Source organism: Cupriavidus sp. CPT47-8839-RL05A (genome assembly GCF_058792255.1).
Genome location: NZ_JBYTEG010000001.1, coordinates 453512 through 471579, shown reverse-complemented (window position 1 = coordinate 471579; position 18068 = coordinate 453512). Strand labels below are relative to the sequence as shown.

Genomic DNA, 18068 nt, shown 5'->3' with positions numbered 1-18068 from the left:
TGCGTGCTTCGTGTGCGACAATGCGGATCGCTTTTTCCCGTCTATATGAGGGCAATTCCATGATGTTCCGCATTTTTAGGCACGCAGCTACGTTTGCTGGCTGCCTGCTCGGACTGGCCGCGCCGCTGGCGCATGCCGAAGGCAGCGCCGCGCCGGCACCGTCCCCCGTTCCCTCCAGCACCACCCGCCCGGCTGCCGCCGCTGGCCTGTACGAGTGCCAGGCCGCCGGCACCGGCACGGTATTCCGGTCCACGCCCAGGGAAGGCTGCCGGCTGGTCGCGGCACCCGATCCCGCCGCCCCCGATCCGCAACGATGGCTTCCCCTGATGGGTGCCAACGGCGTGATTTCCTATTTCGACCAGTCCGCGGTGCGCCGCCAGGGCACCGAAGTCGGCGTGGTGGTGATGCGCAATTCGCCGTCGGGCGTGATCCGCACTGCCAGCGGCGAGCCGATCCGCTCGTCGCTCAAGCGCATGGTGCTGAACTGCGCCACGTCCATGTTCGCCGTGGTCGAGCAGACGCTCTACAGCAAGCGCTTTGCGCGCGGCGACTCGCTCTATACAATCCGCGCGCCGCAGTACGGCACCTTCCAGGTCGCCGGCCCCGGCACGATTGCCGGAGAGTTGCTGCGCAAGCTGTGCCGGTAAGCCTGGCGGCGAGCGGCGCCCCACGGCTGCCGGTCCAGCTCCCTATCAGGGTTTGTCCCGGTCAACGGCGCGCAAACCTTCCTCGTTGATGCTGGTGACAGGGCGCGAGCCAAAAGCGCCCGTCATGGCAGGCATCCCTGCCATACCTACCCGCAGGGCAAACGAGGAGACGGAAATGAAGAAATGGATCGTCATGCTGTCGATGGCAATGTTCGGTGCGGGCGCGATGGCGCAGACGCCGGCTACTCCGGCGACGCCTGCCACCCCGGCCACGCCGGCGGCAGCGTCGACTGACAAGGCCGCGCCGGCCAAGGCAGACAGCAGCAAGGCCAAGGCCAAGAAGACCAGCAGCAAGAAGAAGAGCCACGCGCCTGCGGCCAAGGATCCGACGAAGAACAAAGGCGCCTGAGCGCGCTGATGATGGCGGCGGGCGCACGGCTCCCCGGCGAGCGGGGACGCAGGCTGCGCCCGTGACTGCCATGCCGCCACGCAGATAATGGCCGGCCGCGCCTGCATGGCGCGGACCCGCCGTGCGCAGGACAGCCCCGCGGCACGCGTTGCGTGTCTTCCGGGGGGATAGGGCAGGGCATGTCCGGGCGGATCGCAACCAGGAGGCTTCGGCCTCCTTTTTTTTCGTCCGCTGCCGCAGGCGGCTGCCGCCGCGCCGGCTTTGCGCCTGCGCCGCCGCACGCTATGCTTGCGGGCATTGTGCCGGGCAGGGCGTGGAGCCCTCGCGCCGGCGCAGGCCAACTCGGACGGGAGCGGTCTTATGGCAACGCTAGCGGTGTGGCGGCGGTGGCGGCGATTGACGGCATTCTGGATGGCGGGACTGGGCTGGGTGATAGGCGCGCTGTGGATGCAAGCCAGCCTGGCTGCGCCGGCGTCCGAGCCCGCGGCCGTGCCGGCTCCGATTGCCGTGCGCAGCGGCGCTGCGGTCGAGCTGCGCCTGATGGACCGGCCCATCACCACCATGCGCGCCGAGATCGCGGGAGCCACCCCGGCCATGCGCGTCTCGCGCGCGCAGCTGGTATTCGACGACCTGACGGAAAGCGAACTGGCACTGCCGCTCGGGCAGGTCAGCGGCACGTTCGGCGATGCGCCGATGGTCGCCTTCCGGCTGGGCGACCGGCTCTTGTTCGCGCTGACCTCGCAAGACCTCTCCCCGGAGGATCACCTTACGCTTGAGGCTGCCGCAACGCGCACCGCGGCGGGCCTGCGCCAGGCCATTGCCGCGCGGCGCGCGCAGCTGCACTGGCCCAACCTGCTGCGCGGCGCCGCGCTGAGCCTGCTTGGCCTGACCGTGCTGGCCGCGCTGACATGGGGCGTGGCGCGAGCCGGCGTGGCCCTGCGCGCTCGCCTGCACGTGGCATTGGAGCGCCACCTGGCGCAGCGTGTCGGCGGCCAGTTCGACTGGACCGGCGCGCTCTACCAGCTGGTGGCGCGCATCGTGCAGATCCTGGCGATCGGGCTGGTGCTGGTGCTGGCCTTTGCCTGGCTGGAGTTTGCGCTCGAGCAGTTTCCGCTGACCCAGCCCATGGGCGACCGTATGGGCGCCTTTGTCGTCGGCTTGCTGTCACAGATCGCGCTGTCGATGGTGTCGTCGGTGCCGGGCCTGGTCACGGTGGCGGTGATCGTGCTGATTACCCGCGCAGTGCAGCGGCTGGTGTCGAATATCTTCAAGGCGGTGCAGAAGGGCCAGATCACGGTGCCCGGCATGCATCCGGAAACCGCAGGCGCCACGCGGCGGCTGGCGGCGGTGGTGATCTGGGCGCTGGGCTTCACCTTTGCCTACCCCTATATCCCGGGCTCGGACAGCGATGTCTTCAAGGGGCTGTCAGTGCTGCTCGGCTTCATGGTCACACTCGGATCGGCCAATGTGGTCAACCAGCTGATGAGCGGCATGGTGGTGGTGTATTCGCGCGCGCTGCGGCGCGGCGACATGGTGTGCATCGGCGATACGGTGGGCACCGTGGCCTCGCTGGACGCGCTCTCGGTGAAGGTGATCAACCTGCGCAATGAAGAGGTGACGCTGCCCAATGCGGTGGTGGTCGGCAGTGCCATCCATAACTACACCCGGCACGGCAGCGTGCGTGATCCCCGCGCGCAGGAAGGCTGGCAGGCTGCGCTGATCTCGACTTCGGTCACGATCGGCTACGACACGCCCTGGCGGCAGGTCCATGCGATGCTGCTGGCAGCCGCGGCGGAGGCGGCGCATATTGCGCCGTCGCCGACGTCATTCGTGCTGCAGCGGGGGCTGTCCGACTTCTACGTCGAGTACGAGTTGTTCTGCGCGCTGGACCATCCGCGCAATCGCTTCTACGCGCTGTCGGCCCTGCACGCGGCGATCCAGGACCAGTTCAACACCCACGGGGTGCAGATCATGTCGCCGCATTTCATGGCGCAGCCGGACAAGACCGTCTACGTGCCCGGGACCAGGTGGTACGAGGAACCCGGGTCGCCGCAGGTCGATCCGGCGGCGCGACCGCATCGCGCGCCGTCGCGCGCGGCATGAGCGCCGGCGGCGCAAGCGCTCGGCGCCGCTTAGTCAGCCACGTGGCGCGACTTCCATTGCCCGTTGGGCTGCTTGCAGAACCAGCCGCTCCAGTGCTCTTCAGCGCTGCCGCGCTTGAGGTCGGACTTCAGGCGCCGGCAGGGCTGGCCCTTGTCGGTCTTGCTTTCGATCGGCGTGATGGTGCCGTCGATCTGCTGGCGCCGCCCCGCCGCGGGGAACGTCCATTCAACGGCCTTGCCGTCGGCCGTATCGTTCAGTGCGGTGCGTACTGACTTGGCCAGCGACGCGCCTTCCTTGTCATTGAGCGTGCCGATGATGGTGCCGCTCAGGTAATTGTCGAAGTACGCCTGCGCCGGCGCCGCAGCGGCAAACAGCAGGGCGGCACCAAGCGCGCCACTGACGGCGGCGCGCAGGGCAGGGCGGACAGGGCTGACGGTGGGGTCGGATGGCCGAGGCAGCATGTCGATTCCTTGTGGCTTCGTGGTGGCGTTTGGGTGGCATTGTAAGCGCAATGCAGCGCCGCAGCAGCGCTGCGGTGCGGTTGACACGTGCCAGCCGCTGACCTAGCGTTGATTGTTGCCCCCCGCGCTTCGCGTCGGCCGGCAGCGGCGCCTGCCGTGCGCTTTGCAAGGCAAGCGCCTTTCCCCCTGCGAGAGGAGATCCCATGAAGCTGAGCTATCTGACCATCGGCCTGGCCCTGGCCTGCGCATTCGGCACGCTGCACGCCCAGACCACGGGCAAGGCCGACAAATTCAATCCTTACACCGACGGCGCCAAGCAAGACAAGTTCAGTACCTACTCCGATGGCGCCAAGCAGGACAAATTCAGCCCGTACTCGGATGGCGCAAAAAGCGACAACGTGACTTCGCTGAACCCGGGTGCCCGCCCTGACCAGATGGAGCCGATCCAGGGCGGCGCGCAGAAGTCGTTCGACTCATATAGCCAGGGCGGAATGAAGAGCGGGAAGTTCGATCCGTATTCCGAAGGCGCCAAGAGCGGCAAGTTTGATCCGTACAGCGAAGGCGCTAAAAAGTAACACCGTATTAAAAAGGCCGGCTGCCGGCCGGCCCCGATCCGCACCAGATTCTCGCAGCCGGCAGGCATTGGCCTCGCCGGGGCTTGCGGCCGTGTGACCCCGACGCCCGCAAAGCCTTGTCCGGAGCGGCTTTCGGGCAACCTGGCCAACATTTTGTTTCAAACCTTGCGTGATCGAAACGTGACTTTTACGTCTCGAATTGTTATGGTTTATTGCGCATCGCAACAAACCGGACACAGTGCCCCGCGGGCCGTCTGCCTCGTGTCCGGGCCTCGCCACTCGGCGCCGGGCCCGTCTCTTGCTGTGTCGTCCTTCGTTCCGACCGCCGATGCCGGTCACCCCGATTCAACCGCTTACCCTGGCATACATGTCACAGATCGCCACGCCACGCCTGTCCATTACCCATACCTTGCCCGCCGCCGGGCCGGGAGTCCGCCGCCGCGCGGCGCGGGCGGGTGTGCGGATCGCAGCCTGGCTTGGTGGCGGCGCGCTGGCGCTGTGTGCCATGGCAGCCCATGCGTTCGATTTCGACACGGTGGCGGCGCGCGCGCGCCAGCTGGCAGCCTCGCCCTACAAGGCGCCGCCGCAGAACCTGCCGCGCGAGCTGCGCGAGCTGTCGTACGAGCGCTACCGCGAGATCGAATACAAGCCGGAACGCTTTGCCTGGCGCGGCACGCGCGCGCCGTTCGAGCTGTCGTTCTTCCACGAGGGCATGGTGTTCGACCAGCCCGTGCGCATCCATGAAGTGGTGGGCAACAGCGTGCGTGAATTCCGCTTCGACCCGTCCGCGTTCAACTACGGCCCGCACAAGGTCGATGCCGGCAAGCTCAAGGGCCTGGGCTTCGCGGGCTTCCGCATCCTGTATCCGCTGAACCAGGGCAAGCGCAAGGATGAACTGGCGTCGTTCCTGGGCGCGAGCTATTTCCGCGCGCTGGGCAAGGACCAGTGGTACGGCTTGTCGGCACGCGGCCTGGCGGTGGACACCGCACTCAATTCGGGCGAGGAGTTCCCGCGCTTCGTTGAATACTGGATCGAGCGTCCCGGCCCCAATGCCAAGGAGATCACGATCTACGCGCTGATGGATTCGCGCCGCATGAGCGGCGCGTACCGTTTCACCATCAAGCCCGGCGCCGAGACCGCGATGGAGGTCAAGTCGCGCCTCTATTTGCGCGAGAACGTGACCAAGCTGGGCCTGGCGCCGCTGACCAGCATGTTCCTGTTCGGCGAGAACCAGCCGTCGCCCGCACAGGATTTCCGTCCCGAGGTGCATGACTCTGACGGCCTGTCGATCCACCTGGGCACCGGCGAATGGGTCTGGCGCCCGCTGGTCAATCCCAAGCGCTTGCTGGTCACCTCGTTCGCGGCGACCAATCCGCAGGGCTTCGGGCTGATGCAGCGCGACCGCACCTTCAACAGCTACCAGGAGATCGGCTCGTGGTATGAGCGCCGGCCCAGTGGCTGGGTGCAGCCGCGCGGCAACTGGGGTTCGGGCCGGGTAGAGCTGGTGCTGATCCCGACGCCGGACGAGACCAACGACAACATCGTCGCGTACTGGGTGCCGGACAACCCGCCCAAGCCGAAGCAACCCTTCGACTATGAGTACCGGCTGCTGTGGCAGAAGGACGGCGAACAACAGCCGCCGCTGTCGTGGGTGACCCAGACCCGGTTGGGGCAGGGCCAGACCCGCAACAAGGAAGACACGAGCTTTTCGCTGGTGGTGGACTTCGAAGGCCCTGCCTTCCGCAAGCTGCCGGCGGACGTGCGCATCGACCCGGTGGTTTCGGCCGATGCCAACGGTGAGCTGCTGAAAACGTCGGTGCAGCGCAATGAGGCGACCGGCGGCTGGCGCATGACCATGGTGATGCGCCGCAAGGACGAAACCAAGCCGGTAGAGTTGCGCGGCTATCTTCGCAACGGCAATACAACCCTATCCGAGACGTGGAGCTACATCTTACCCCCAGGCTAAAGCAGCGACCGGCCCAGGCGGCGGCATGCGAGCGCTATGTCGACCGCCTGCCGGTATCGCCTGAAGTACGCAGCGAGCTGCTGGCGGACGGCGCTGCAGCGACACCGGTCGCACCGGTCACGCCCGTGGCATCGGTTGCCCCCGTGATCGCCGTGAGCGCCGACGGCCGCGATGCGCAGGACGCGATCACGCGCCTGCAGTCGCGCCTGGCGGCCAAGGACACGCCGCCCGCGCAAGGCAGCAGTGCCTACGCCTCCGTCGGCCGGCGTTTTACGATCGCATACGGCAATCCCCAGGTGGATGGCGCGCCGCTGCTGCAGCGGCGCGAAGACGGCACCGTGAAGGTCGACACCGGCCCCGAGCCCGAACGCAGCTCGATGGTGCCGCGCCAGTGGCCGCCGCATATCGTCACCGGCTGGCTGCGCAATACCTGGCGCCGCATGCTGGGCCGCCCGCCCGTGCCCGAGACCTGGGACACGCTGCACGACGGTCCCGATGCCGAAGGCAAATGGCATCCGGCCGGCTCGCACCGCCGCTGGTTCCTGCTGGGCCTGGTGGTGATCCAGACCGTGCTGGCCACCTACTTCATGAGCAACGTGCTGCCGTACCACGGCACCGATCCGCTCGAGATCGCCATCCTGGTGCTGTTCGCCGTCCTGTTCTCATGGGTGTCGGCCGGCTTCTGGACGGCAATGATGGGCTTCCTGGTGCTGGCCAAGGGCGGCGACCGCCACCTGATCTCGCGCTCGGCCGCGCCCGACGGGCCGATAGCGCCCGAGGCGCGCACCGCGATCATCATGCCGATCTGCAATGAGGACGTGACGCGCGTGTTCGCGGGGTTGCGCGCCACCTATGAATCGCTGGCGCGCACCAGCCACCTGTCCAACTTCGATTTCATCGTGCTGTCGGACAGCGGCAACCCGGACCTGCGCACCGCCGAGCATGACGCATGGATGGAGCTGTGCCGCGCCGTCGGCGGCTTCGGCCGCATCTTCTACCGCTGGCGCCGCCACCGCGTGAAGCGCAAGACCGGCAACGTGGCCGACTTCTGCCGCCGCTGGGGCAGCAAGTACCGCTACATGGTGGTGCTCGATGCCGACAGCGTGATGAGCGGCGACTGCCTGGCCACGCTGGTGCGGCTGATGGAAGCCAACCCCGGGGCGGGCATCATCCAGTCCGCACCCCTGGCAGTGGGCCGCGAGACCCTCTACGCGCGAGTGCAGCAGTTCGCAACGCGCGTGTACGGGCCGCTGTTCACGGCTGGCCTGCACTACTGGCAGCTGGGTGAGTCGCACTACTGGGGCCATAACGCCATCATCCGCGTGCATCCGTTCATCGAGCACTGCGCGCTGGCGCCGCTGCCCGGCCGCGGCCCGCTGTCGGGCGAGATCCTGTCGCACGACTTTGTCGAGGCCGCGCTGATGCGCCGTGCCGGCTGGGGCGTGTGGATTGCCTACGACCTGGAAGGCTCGTACGAAGAACTGCCGCCGAACCTGCTGGACGAGGTCAAGCGCGACCGCCGCTGGTGCCAGGGCAACCTGATGAACTTCAGGCTGTGGCTCAAGCAGGGCTTCCACGTGGTGCACCGCGCGGTGTTCCTGACCGGCATCATGGCCTACCTGTCGGCGCCGCTGTGGCTGCTGTTCCTGCTGCTGTCCACGGCCATGCTCGCCAAGCACGCGCTGGTGCCGCCGGAGTACTTCACGCAGCAATACCAGCTGTTCCCGACCTGGCCCGAATGGCATCCGGAAAAGGCGCTGGCCTTGTTCTCCGCCACGGCCACGCTGCTGTTCCTGCCCAAGCTGGCCAGCGTGGTGCTGCTGCTGAAGCAGGCGCGCCGTTATGGCGGGGCGGTGCAGCTGGTTGCCAGCATGCTGATCGAGGTGATGCTGTCCGCGCTGCTGGCGCCCACGCGCATGCTGTTCCACACCAAGTTCGTGATCGCCGCGTACAGCGGCTGGGGCATCTCGTGGAAGTCGCCCCCGCGCGAAGACGCCGAGACCAGCTGGGGCGAAGCATTCCGTCGCCACGGCTGGCACACCGCCCTGGGCCTGGCATGGGGTGGCCTGGTGTACTGGCTGAACCCGTCCTACGTGCTGTGGCTGCTGCCGATCGTGGGCTCGCTGGCGCTGTCGATCCCGTTGTCGGTGATGCTGTCGCGGGTGTCGTTCGGTCGCGCCTCGCGCAATGCGGGCCTCTTCATGATCCCCGAGGAGACGCAGGTACCGCGCGAGATCGTCGAGACGCAGCAGCATGTCGAAGCCGCGGCCGAAACGCCTGACTTTGTCGACGCCGTGGTGGATCCGGTTACCAATGCGCTGATGTGCGCGACCGCCACGCCGCGCGTGGTGCAGCCGGAATCGGCACGCAAGCGCCATGAGGCCCTGGTCGAGCATGCGCTCACGCATGGCCCGCGCGCGCTGACCCCCGCGCAGAAGCATGTGCTGCTGGGCAATCCGTTTGCACTGGCACGCCTGCATGAACTGGTGTGGGGCTCGCCGCTGGCCGATGCCGGCTGGAAGGACACGCGCATCCTGGTGCGACGCGCGGCCAACGTGCTGCCGCTGCGTCCGCGCGCTGCCTGAGCGATACTGACCCAAACGAGAACGGCCCGCATTTGCGTGCCGTCTTTCTTTTGCGCGGGCGGCGTGCCGTGCCGCATCAATTGCAATCGATTCTTGTTTGTATTGGCTAGCGCAGCGCCGCCGTGCAGATGGGCGCGTTGATGTAGACATCGCCGATGCGGCGCTCGCCACGGTCCTTGCGCGTCATGTAGCGGAACATCAGGCTGATGCCAAGCTTGGTCAGGATCTCGACGTCGCGGTTGGCGCAGATATTGCGCTGCAGGGGCGCAGCGTAGTTGACCTCGAAGCTGGCCAGGTCCAGCATCGGCCCGCGGTAGTTGGTGAGCTCCAGCTGGAACAGCACATGCTTGCCGGGGATCGACTGGCAGCGGCGCAGCCGCGTTTCTCCGTCAATTTCGATTGGCAGGGCGTCGTTGAGCTGGCGGCAGGCGCGTGCCAGCACGTTGTCAGGCCGCGTGGTGTTGCGCAGCAATTCAGGCACGCCGGCGGCGCCGGTGTTCTGGCCGGTGGCAGCGCCCTTGAGCATGCGTGACAGCGGGTCGGCCTCATCGATCGCAGGGGCCGGCGCCGAGGCGGCAACATTGCGCGCCTGCACCGGCGCGGCGTTGCCGGGCTGGGGCAGCGGCAACAGCAGCGCGGCCGCGAGTGCGGCCGGGCCTAGCGAAGCGGAAAGCGGCGTGTGTCGTATTCTCATGCAGGCTAACGTTGCCGGGACCGATACTGTCGTCCGTCTCTGCGTGGCCGACGGTGTGGCTTGCGCCGACAGGCTGGCATTGTACCCTCCACCCTGCCACAGGTGAAAGCCGCGCCACCCCGCAAGAGCATCCGCAGCGCCGGATTCGCGCTGATCGCAAATGACCTGACACCACTATTCACCAATCGCGCCAACTTCGCCAGCATCATCGAACCCGACCTTGGCAGGGCAGTTTTTCTGAACGACTGTTTCAAAACCCGCTACGCCAGTGCCGTACCGCTTTCGTTATGCTGTGCAACAATTGCGGCTTTTCACGGGTTGCAGGCGCGGGCTGCGGCGCAAGCAGGCTGGCCGTGCATGACAACGCCGTTCCCCCGGATACTTCCCATGCTCCGTTCCACCAGCGCTGCCTCGGCCGCGCGCTTTCCTGCCTGGCTGCTGATCTGCGGTTCGCTGATGGCGATCGCGCCGTTGTCGATCGACATGTACCTGCCGAGTTTTCCGTCGCTGGCCGGCGATCTCGGCGTGGACATCGGCCAGGTGCAGCTGACCCTCGGCACATTCCTGGTGGGGCTGGCGCTGGGGCAGGCTTTCTATGGGCCGTTCAGCGACCGCTTCGGGCGCAAGCCGCCGCTCTATGTCGGCCTGTGCCTCTACGTGGCCGCCGCGGTGGGCTGCGCGCTGGCAGGCAGCGTGGAGTCGCTGATGCTGTGGCGCTTCCTGCAGGCGCTGGGCGGCTGCGCCGGCATGGTCATGGCACGCGCGGTGATCCGCGACCGGCTCGAGGCGCATGAGTCGGCGCGCGCGTTCTCGTCGCTGATGCTGGTGATGGGGGTTGCGCCGATCCTGGCCCCGATCGTCGGCGGCGCCATTCTCTCGGTGTCGGGCTGGCGTGCGATCTTCTGGGTGCTGGCGGTGGCAGGGATGCTGATCCTGCTGCTGGTCCACCTGCGCATGGAGGAATCGCTGGACCGGCGCCACGCGGCGCCGCTGCGGCTCGGCACGGTGGCGAAAAGCTATGCCGAGCTGCTGCGGGATCGCGAATTCCTCGGCTATTCGCTGTCTGCGGGTTTCGGCTCGGCGGGCATGTTCGCGTATATCTCCGGCTCGCCGTTCGTGCTGATCGAGCTGCACGGCATTGCGCCGTCGCACTATGGCTTTGTCTTCGGCGCCAATGCGCTGGGCCTGATTACGATGTCGCAGCTCAACGCCAGGCTGGTGCGCGGCTGCTCGCTCGACCAGGTGCTCGGGGGCGCGCTGCTGGCGGCCTGTGCAGCTGGCCTGGCGCTGGCAGTTGCCGCGCTTGCAGGCATGGCGGTGCTGCCGGTGCTGCTGGCGGGCTTTTTCGTCTTTATCGGCGCGCTCGGCTGCGTATCGCCGAATGCGTCGGCACTGGCGCTCGCCCATCAGGGCCATCGCGCCGGCACGGCCTCGGCGCTGATGGGTACGCTGCAGTTTTCACTCGGGACGCTGGGCGGCGCGGCCGTCAGCCTGTGGCGCGACGGCACCGCGCTGCCGCTGGGCGTGGTGATGGCGGCCTGCGGCGCGGGCGCGGTGCTGATGCGCTACTACGGCCGCTCAGGCCGCCGTTGACACTGGCTGCGAGCCGCCGTCAGGCGGCCTGTTGCACGGCGGCCTGCTGCTCGACAGCCGCCTGTTGCACCACCACCATCTGCGCCGGCATCGGTGCGGCATAGCCAGCCTGGCCGAAGCTCTCGCGGATGATGCGGTTGGTATCGAAATAGACTTGCCAGTAGTGGTCGTTGTGGCAGTACGGACGCACCGCCAGCACCGGGCCGACCAGCGTGAACTCCAGGATCTCGACGTCGACCGGGGGCTCGGCCAGCACGTTGGGGATTTCCGCGATGCGGCCCTTCAGCAGCGCTGCCGCATGGGCGGTGTCGGTGCTGCCGGCAAGCTGCGCTTTCAGTTCCACGCGCCGGTACGGGTTGGCGGTGAAGTTCTGGATGGTATCGCTGAAGATCTTGTTGTTGCCGACCACGGTCTGCACATTGTCCGGCGTGTCGAGCGAGGTTGCGAACAGGCCGATCTCGCGCACCGTGCCGGTCACGCCGCCGATCGTCACGAAGTCTCCCACCTTGAACGGGCGCAGCACCACCAGGAACGCACCGGCAGCGAAGTTCGCCATCAACCCCGACCAGGCCATGCCGATGGCCACGCCAGCGGCGGCGATCAGTGCGGCGAAGGTCGTAGTCTGGATGCCGAAGAAGCCGAGGATGCCGATCACCAGCACCACGTTCAGCGTCACGGTGACGATCGAGCCGACATAGCGCAGCAGCGTGGGATCGACCTTCTGCTTGCCGAGCGCGTTCTGCACCATGCGCACGACAAAGTGGATCAGCCAGCGGCCGATGACCCAGAAGGCAAGGGCCGCCAGGATCTTGACCCCGAATTCCGTCGCGTAGGTGACGACCAGGGCCTTGAGGTTATCGAAGGTAGTGGCATCCATCGGCGTATTCCTTTCATGTTGGTGTCCGGCCGGCCGCCGGCACAACATCCCCCGATTCAGCCGGCAGCGATGTGCTAGCCCTGCGCGCTGTTGCGGCGCAATACATGGGCACGGCAATTATTGAGACGCCGTACCGGAAGTGCAAGCAAATTATTGTTAAGACAAGCCGCTTCGCGCAGCTTGTCTATTTAAATCAGGACGGCCCGAAAGCCATTACCAGTTGGTTTCCCGTTCCGGCGTTGCCGAAATCCGGTGCAAGGTCAGGTCCGCACCGTTGAATTCGCCTTCGGCATCCAGCCGGATGCCCACCAACTTCTTCAGCGCGCCATATACCAGGGTGCCGCCGGCCAGCGCCACCACGATGCCAAGCACGGTGCCGATCGCCTGCGCGCCCAGCGACACGCCGCCCAGCCCGCCCAGCGCCCTGGCCCCGAAGATGCCCGCGGCAATGCCGCCCCAGGCGCCGCACAGCCCGTGCAGCGGCCACACGCCGAGCACGTCATCGATATGCCATTTGTTCTGCGCCAGCGTGAACATATAGACAAAGAGCGCGCCGGCCACCGCGCCGGTGATCAGCGCGCCGAGCGGGTGCATCAGGTCCGAGCCAGCGCACACCGCCACCAGCCCGGCCAGCGGCCCGTTGTAGGCAAAACCCGGGTCGTTGCGTCCGGCCGCCCAGGCCGCCAGCGTGCCGCCGGCCATTGCCATCAGCGAGTTGATCGCCACCAGGCCGCTGACCTTGTCGACCGTCTGCGCGCTCATGACGTTGAAGCCGAACCAGCCCACCGCCAGCACCCAGGCGCCCAGCGCCAGGAACGGGATGTTTGAGGGCGGATGGGCGCTGATGCGGCCGTCCTTCTGGTAGCGCCCGCGCCGCGCGCCCAGCAGCAGCACCGCGGGCAGCGCGATCCAGCCGCCCAGCGCATGCACCACCACCGAGCCGGCGAAGTCATGGAATGGCGCGCCGGCCACGCGCGTGATCCAGTCCTGCACGCCATAGCGCTGGTTCCAGGCGATGCCTTCGAAGAACGGATAGACAAAACCTACCAGTACGAAGGTGGCGACCAGTTGCGGGTTGAAGCGCGAACGCTCGGCAATACCGCCCGAGATAATCGCCGGAATGGCCGCGGCAAATGTCGCCAGGAAAAAGAACTTGACCAGTTCGTAACCGTTTTTCTGTGCCAGCGTTTCGGCCCCGGACATGAATTGCACGCCGTAGGCAATGGTGTAGCCGATAAAGAAATAGGCGATGGTCGAAACCGCAAAATCCACCAGGATCTTTACCAGTGCGTTGACCTGGTTCTTCTTGCGCACCGTGCCCAGTTCCAGGAAGGCGAAGCCGGCGTGCATGGCCAGCACCATGATGGCGCCTAGCAGGATAAACAGGGCGTCGGTGCCGGTCTTCCAGTTGTCCATAGTGACCTCATGCTCAAAATGGGAGCGTGGGTATGCAAAAAGCATTCCAGCAATGGCCGCATCCTGGTGCCACGTGCACCTTGTCGGGTAAAACCGCACCGGAATGCCGCGCACGGGCAGGGGCGGCGCTGTTGGCAGCGTTGCCGCTGGGATCGCCGTGATAGTGCGGATGCGCCGAAATGGCGCGCAACGGCGGCGCTGGCTGAACCGTTATGGTGCGACGCCCCATTTGTGGGAATTTGTCCTATGCTGCTGGTTTGCCCCAGGCGCGCGCCGGTCTGGCGTTGCCGCGCTGCGGGACGGCCCGGCAAAGCCGGCTTCTGGCAAGCGGGAAAAGCGTGGAAAATTGCCCGCTAACCGGCCTCAATCAAGGATTTGCGGGTTTTTTTGTCGCATTGGTGCCACTGGGGATTGCTCTACGCGCGACGGGCAGATTAGACTGCGCCGATCGATGGCTTTGCCGCGAGGCACGCACATCGGTGACGACGACCAACAAGGGAAATCAGCCATGAATAAAGGTGAACTGGTATCGGCCATCGCCGCGGAAGCAGAACTGAGCAATGCCGCCGCCGAGCGCGCGCTCAACGCAGCGCTGGACAGTATCAAGAAGGCAGTGGCAAAGGGCGATTCGGTGACGCTGGTGGGCTTTGGCAGCTTCAGCGCCGGCAAACGCGCCGCCCGCACCGGCCGCAATCCGCGCACCGGTGAAACCATCAAGATCCCGGCCGCCAAGACGGTCAAGTTCTCTGCCGGGCAAGGTTTCAAGGACGCGGTGAACAAGAAGAAGTAAGCAGTTTGCGTCCACAGCGTGAAAAGCGGCCTTGCAGGCCGCTTTTTTGTTGCCTGGCACGGCCCCGCCTGCCGATACCGGGCCGCCGCCGGCAACGGCGGGCACGATCCGGGTTAAACTGCCGGCGCCAGCGTTCCGGCGTGCCCTCAGGCAATGCCGCCATCGCAGGTTCGCCCCCGAAATCCCGCCCCCGCAATCCGTACCCGCATCATGAACGACCAGTCCCACCAGCTTTCCATGACCGTGCTGATGACGCCGGACATGGCCAACTTCTCCGGCAACGTCCACGGCGGCACCATCCTCAAGTACCTGGACATGGTTGCCTATGCCTGCGCCAGCCGCTACGCCGGCCGCTACGTGGTGACGCTGTCGGTCGACCAGGTGGTGTTCCGCCAGCCGATCCACGTGGGCGAGCTGGTGACCTTCCTGGCCTCGGTCAACTTTACCGGCCGCAGCTCGATGGAAATCGGCATCAAGGTGGTGACGGAAAATATCCGCAGCAAGCTGGTGCGCCATACCAACAGCTGCTACTTCACCATGGTGGCCGTGGACGACAACGGCACGCCGGCCGAGGTGCCGCCGCTGGAGCCGCGCGACGAGGTGGAGCGCCAGCGCTTTGCCGCCGCCCAGCAGCGCCGCGCGCTGCGCCAGGAAATGGAAAAACGTCACGACGACATCAAGTCGTCGGTGACCTGAATACCGACCCCCGCCATGAAGCGCAACTGCAATCGCATCCGCACGGTCCTGGCCGTCGCCTGTCTGGCGGCCGCCTCGGGCGCCCACGCCGAGGAGATCGGCAGCGTCAGCACCAATTTCCGCATGACCGGCTCCGACAAGGTCGTGATCGAAGCCTATGACGACCCCCAGGTGGACGGCGTGACCTGCTATGTGTCGCGCGCCCGCACGGGCGGCATCAAGGGCCAGCTGGGCATGGCCGAAGACCCGCCGGAGGCATCGATCGCCTGCCGGCAGGTGGGCACGATCGCCTTCAAGGGGCCGATCCGGCAACAGGACAACGTCTTCTCCGAACGCATGTCGATCCTGTTCAAGGCCCTGCACGTCGTGCGCGCGGTCGACCGCAAGCGCAATACGCTGGTGTACCTGACATACTCCGACCGCATTGTCAGCGGCAGCCCGCAGAACAGCGTCACCGCCGTGCCGGTGCCGGCCGGCACGGTCATCCCGGTGAAGTAACCCGTGCAGCAGCCGGCCCCGGCACCCGGTGGATCAGGGGGCCAGCGCCGCGCTCTCCGCCTGGCAGTCGCGCGACGGGCGCGCGCCGCTGGCGCGTGCCGCCGCCACTTCGCGGCGGGCCCGGTCCAGGTCGGCGCGGAAGGTCGGGTCGGCATGCAGCCGCGCCACCGTTGCCGCGGCCATCATGCGGCCCTCGTTGACATCGCTTTGCCAGTGCACGTTGCAGACCACGCGGCTCTGGCCGAACGCGCGCCCGCGCGCCAGGATGTCATTGGCGCGTTCCGGCTCGACCTCAGCCAGGATCAGCGCCCAGGCCCAGCCGATGGCGCTGTGGCCGGACGGGTACGAACCGTCCTTTTCCAGCTTGGCGGCCTCGGCCGGCGTGCACATCTGGGTCTTGTTGGCAACGAAGGGGCGTGTGCGCTTGTAGTGGTCCTTGGCCTTGTAGGTGGATAGGCCGGCATCGACCAGGCTGCGGCGCAGCAGGATGTTCAGGTACGGCGTTTCTTTCTCGCTGACCGGCACGCCCAGCGCGCAGGAGAATGCGCTGGCGGCCTGCGGGAACGTCAACACGGCATCCTCGCCAGCCACTTGCCAGCGCGGTGAACCGCGCAGCGTCCCGGCCTGCCGCGCGGCGTCCTCATCCAGCGCCAGCGCTGCCGAGCCTTGCGCCGGCGGCGCGGGCAGCAGCTTCAGGCTGTCCGGGCGCACATCGGCGGCCAGGTAGCCGGCAGGCACGCCCGGGCGCAGTTCCGGCACCGCGGACAGGTTGGTGCCGCCGGCGGCGCAGCCAGCCACCAGGGCGGCGAGTGCCACCGCGATAGTTGCCCGCACCGGGGCGGACGGGGAGTGGTCACGCTTTGCTTGTTCCGTCAATTTGTTGTTCCTTGTTGTTCTTGTCGAGTCGGCTGTCCTGCCGCAGCTCAGGTGGCAGCGTCGAACAGCTTGCGCAGGTTCGACTTCAGGATCTTGCCATTGGCATTGCGCGGCAGCATCTCCTGGTAAATCAGGATACGCACCGGCACCTTGAATGCGGCCAGCCGGGTGCGCACGAAATCCTGCAGCTCGGCCTCGCTCGCCTGCATGCCGGGCTTCAGGCTGATCACCGCGGCCGGTTCTTCGCCCAGCGTCTTGTGCGCGAGCCCGACCACCGCGGCATCCATCACCGCGGGATGCTCGTACAGGGTGCTTTCCACTTCGATGCAGTAGATGTTCTCGCCGCCGCGGATCAGCATGTCCTTCATCCGGTCGACGATATAGACGTAGCCTTCCTCATCCAGCCGCGCAATGTCGCCGGTGCGCAGCCAGCCGTCGGCAAAGGTCTGCGCCGTGGCCTCGGGCTTGTTCCAGTAGCCGCGCACGACATTGGCGCCGCGCGCCATCAGCTCGCCGGTCTCGCCGGGCGGCAAGGTGCGGCCGTGTCCGTCCACCACCTTCATCTCGCCGATCGGCAGCGCCGGGCCGCTGCTGTCCGGGCGCATCACGTATTCCTCGGCGCTGTGGCTGGTGAAGGTGGACGACGTTTCCGTCATGCCCCAGCCGATGCCGGGAGCGGCCAGCGGGAATACCTCGCCGATGCGCCGCACCAGTTCGGGCGATGCCGGCGCGCCGCCGTAGTTGACGTTCTCCAGCGAGGACAGGTCGAAGCGGCCGCGCTCCGGATGCTCCAGGATCTGCCATGCGATGGTGGGCACGCCGCCGGCCGCGGTGCAGCGCTCGCGCTCGATCAGCTCCATGCCGCGCAGCGCGTCCCAGCGGTGCATCAGCACGATCTTGCCGCCGGTGGCAATGGCGCCGTTGAGCACCGCCATGCAGCCGGTGACGTGGAAGAACGGCACCGCCAGCAACATGGCCTTTTGCGGTGCGGCGGGGTCCGGCGCGGGAATCGGCTCGCCCCGGCGCAACAGGTTGCGGATCGGGCTGAAGCTGCCGGCAACCGCCACGTTGGTGGAGTTGCGGTGCGTGCCGAGCGCGCCCTTGGGTTTGCCGGTGGTGCCCGAGGTGTAGAAGATGGTGGCGTCGTCGTCCGGATCGATATCGACCTGCGGCGGCGCCTGGTCTGGCAGCGCGGCCCAGTCAGCCGGGCTGCCGATCACGCTTTCCAGCGGGGCCACGCACGGCTCGGCCGCGGTGCCGCCGGCACGTGAGGCATAGACGCGTTCCAGTGCCGGGCAGCCCGGCAGGTGTTCCAGGATGCGGTCGAGCCGTTCGGCATCGACGATCGCCACGCGGCTGCCCGAATCGGCCAGGCCGTACTCCAGCTCGGCCCCGGTCCACCAGGCATTGAGCGGCGTCACGATGGCGCCGGCCAACAGCGCGCCGTAGAACGCCACCGGCCATTCAGGCAGGTTGCGCATGGCTACGGCCACGCGGTCGCCCTTGCGCACGCCGTCGCGCACCAGTGCATGGGCCAGGGCGATGGCGGCGCGACGGAAGGCATCGTAGGAGACGCGCTCGTCCTCATAGACCACGAAGGTGCGGTCGGCAAACGCGCGCGTGTTCAGCAACAGCTCGCGCAGCGTGGGCGGTGCGTTCTTCCAGACGGTGGTGGGGATGCCGCGGATCACGCGCGTTTCGGTTTCGAACGGCGCGCCGGGCGCGGTAAGCCGGGCGTGGGCCTCGGCCAGCGACATGACCGGCCAGGTGCCGGCCAACTGCGGATTGCTCGACATGACTGCCTCCCGGAACTGCACTGCAGGTTGAGGGAAATGCAGGAAAGCGGCGGGGGGGGGGGGGGGGGGGGGGGGGGGGGGGGGGG

The 18068-nt window shown here is 67.1% G+C and carries 16 protein-coding genes; 10 read left to right on the top strand and 6 right to left on the bottom strand.

The features are described 5' to 3' along the window. Positions 1-59: 59 nt before the first annotated feature. From AC3WVS_RS02090 to AC3WVS_RS02080, 3 genes are all read left to right on the top strand, one after another. The gene (locus tag AC3WVS_RS02090) at positions 60-647 is read left to right on the top strand and encodes a surface-adhesin E family protein (RefSeq protein WP_492317165.1); all 588 of its coding nucleotides are present in this window, start codon (positions 60-62) and stop codon (positions 645-647) included. Positions 648-822: 175 nt separating this feature from the next. Further along, the gene (locus AC3WVS_RS02085; protein ID WP_010814156.1) at positions 823-1056 is read left to right on the top strand and encodes a hypothetical protein; all 234 of its coding nucleotides are present in this window, start codon (positions 823-825) and stop codon (positions 1054-1056) included. 447 nt (positions 1057-1503) lie between these two features. Next, complete coding sequence (locus tag AC3WVS_RS02080) at positions 1504-3159, top strand: mechanosensitive ion channel family protein (RefSeq protein WP_492317164.1); 1656 nt, start codon at positions 1504-1506, stop codon at positions 3157-3159. A gap of 29 nt (positions 3160-3188) precedes the next feature. On the opposite strand, the gene AC3WVS_RS02075 is transcribed toward AC3WVS_RS02080, so the two are convergent. Beyond that, entirely contained in the window at positions 3189-3620 is a 432-nt protein-coding gene (locus AC3WVS_RS02075) for an RT0821/Lpp0805 family surface protein (RefSeq protein ID WP_492317163.1), read from the bottom strand. A gap of 203 nt (positions 3621-3823) precedes the next feature. Between AC3WVS_RS02075 and AC3WVS_RS02070 the strand changes: the two genes are divergently transcribed. From AC3WVS_RS02070 to mdoH, 3 genes are all read left to right on the top strand, one after another. Next, on the top strand, positions 3824-4195 hold the full coding sequence (locus AC3WVS_RS02070) for a hypothetical protein (RefSeq protein WP_010814159.1): 372 nt from the start codon (positions 3824-3826) through the stop codon (positions 4193-4195). Between the two features lie 367 nt (positions 4196-4562). Beyond that, the gene (locus AC3WVS_RS02065) at positions 4563-6161 is read left to right on the top strand and encodes a glucan biosynthesis protein G (protein WP_492317162.1); all 1599 of its coding nucleotides are present in this window, start codon (positions 4563-4565) and stop codon (positions 6159-6161) included. After that, positions 6134-8746 (top strand): glucans biosynthesis glucosyltransferase MdoH, encoded by a 2613-nt coding sequence (gene mdoH / locus AC3WVS_RS02060; protein ID WP_492317161.1) that lies wholly within the window; start codon positions 6134-6136, stop codon positions 8744-8746. Before AC3WVS_RS02065 ends, mdoH begins: the two co-directional genes overlap by 28 nt. A 106-nt stretch (positions 8747-8852) precedes the next feature. On the opposite strand, the gene AC3WVS_RS02055 is transcribed toward mdoH, so the two are convergent. Further along, positions 8853-9440: a hypothetical protein gene (locus AC3WVS_RS02055; RefSeq protein ID WP_454749468.1), complete on the bottom strand. Its 588-nt coding sequence runs from the start codon at positions 9438-9440 to the stop codon at positions 8853-8855. 387 nt (positions 9441-9827) lie between these two features. On the opposite strand from AC3WVS_RS02055, the gene AC3WVS_RS02050 reads away from it, so the two are divergent. Next, on the top strand, positions 9828-11033 hold the full coding sequence (locus AC3WVS_RS02050; protein WP_492317160.1) for a Bcr/CflA family multidrug efflux MFS transporter: 1206 nt from the start codon (positions 9828-9830) through the stop codon (positions 11031-11033). A gap of 19 nt (positions 11034-11052) precedes the next feature. Here AC3WVS_RS02050 and AC3WVS_RS02045 read toward each other — a convergent pair whose 3' ends face one another. Together AC3WVS_RS02045 and AC3WVS_RS02040 are read right to left on the bottom strand one after the other, a co-directional pair. Next, positions 11053-11910: a mechanosensitive ion channel family protein gene (locus AC3WVS_RS02045; RefSeq protein WP_492317159.1), complete on the bottom strand. Its 858-nt coding sequence runs from the start codon at positions 11908-11910 to the stop codon at positions 11053-11055. A gap of 213 nt (positions 11911-12123) precedes the next feature. Beyond that, positions 12124-13326: an ammonium transporter gene (locus AC3WVS_RS02040; protein WP_456806532.1), complete on the bottom strand. Its 1203-nt coding sequence runs from the start codon at positions 13324-13326 to the stop codon at positions 12124-12126. Between the two features lie 508 nt (positions 13327-13834). Here AC3WVS_RS02040 and AC3WVS_RS02035 point away from each other — a divergent pair. The 3 genes from AC3WVS_RS02035 (at position 13835) to AC3WVS_RS02025 (ending at position 15310) form a co-directional block, all read left to right on the top strand. Continuing rightward, the gene (locus tag AC3WVS_RS02035) at positions 13835-14116 is read left to right on the top strand and encodes an HU family DNA-binding protein (protein ID WP_010814166.1); all 282 of its coding nucleotides are present in this window, start codon (positions 13835-13837) and stop codon (positions 14114-14116) included. Positions 14117-14326: 210 nt separating this feature from the next. After that, positions 14327-14812, top strand: coding sequence for an acyl-CoA thioesterase (locus tag AC3WVS_RS02030; protein WP_013952870.1), 486 nt, complete (start codon positions 14327-14329; stop codon positions 14810-14812). A gap of 15 nt (positions 14813-14827) precedes the next feature. Beyond that, on the top strand, positions 14828-15310 hold the full coding sequence (locus AC3WVS_RS02025; RefSeq protein WP_456806530.1) for a CreA family protein: 483 nt from the start codon (positions 14828-14830) through the stop codon (positions 15308-15310). A 33-nt stretch (positions 15311-15343) separates the two neighbouring features. On the opposite strand, the gene AC3WVS_RS02020 is transcribed toward AC3WVS_RS02025, so the two are convergent. Together AC3WVS_RS02020 and AC3WVS_RS02015 are read right to left on the bottom strand one after the other, a co-directional pair. Next, positions 15344-16186 (bottom strand): acid phosphatase, encoded by an 843-nt coding sequence (locus AC3WVS_RS02020; protein WP_492317158.1) that lies wholly within the window; start codon positions 16184-16186, stop codon positions 15344-15346. A gap of 47 nt (positions 16187-16233) precedes the next feature. Next, positions 16234-17982 carry a class I adenylate-forming enzyme family protein gene (locus AC3WVS_RS02015; RefSeq protein ID WP_492317157.1) on the bottom strand — a complete coding sequence of 583 codons (1749 nt, stop codon included), beginning with the start codon at positions 17980-17982 and terminating at the stop codon, positions 16234-16236. Positions 17983-18068: the final 86 nt, after the last annotated feature.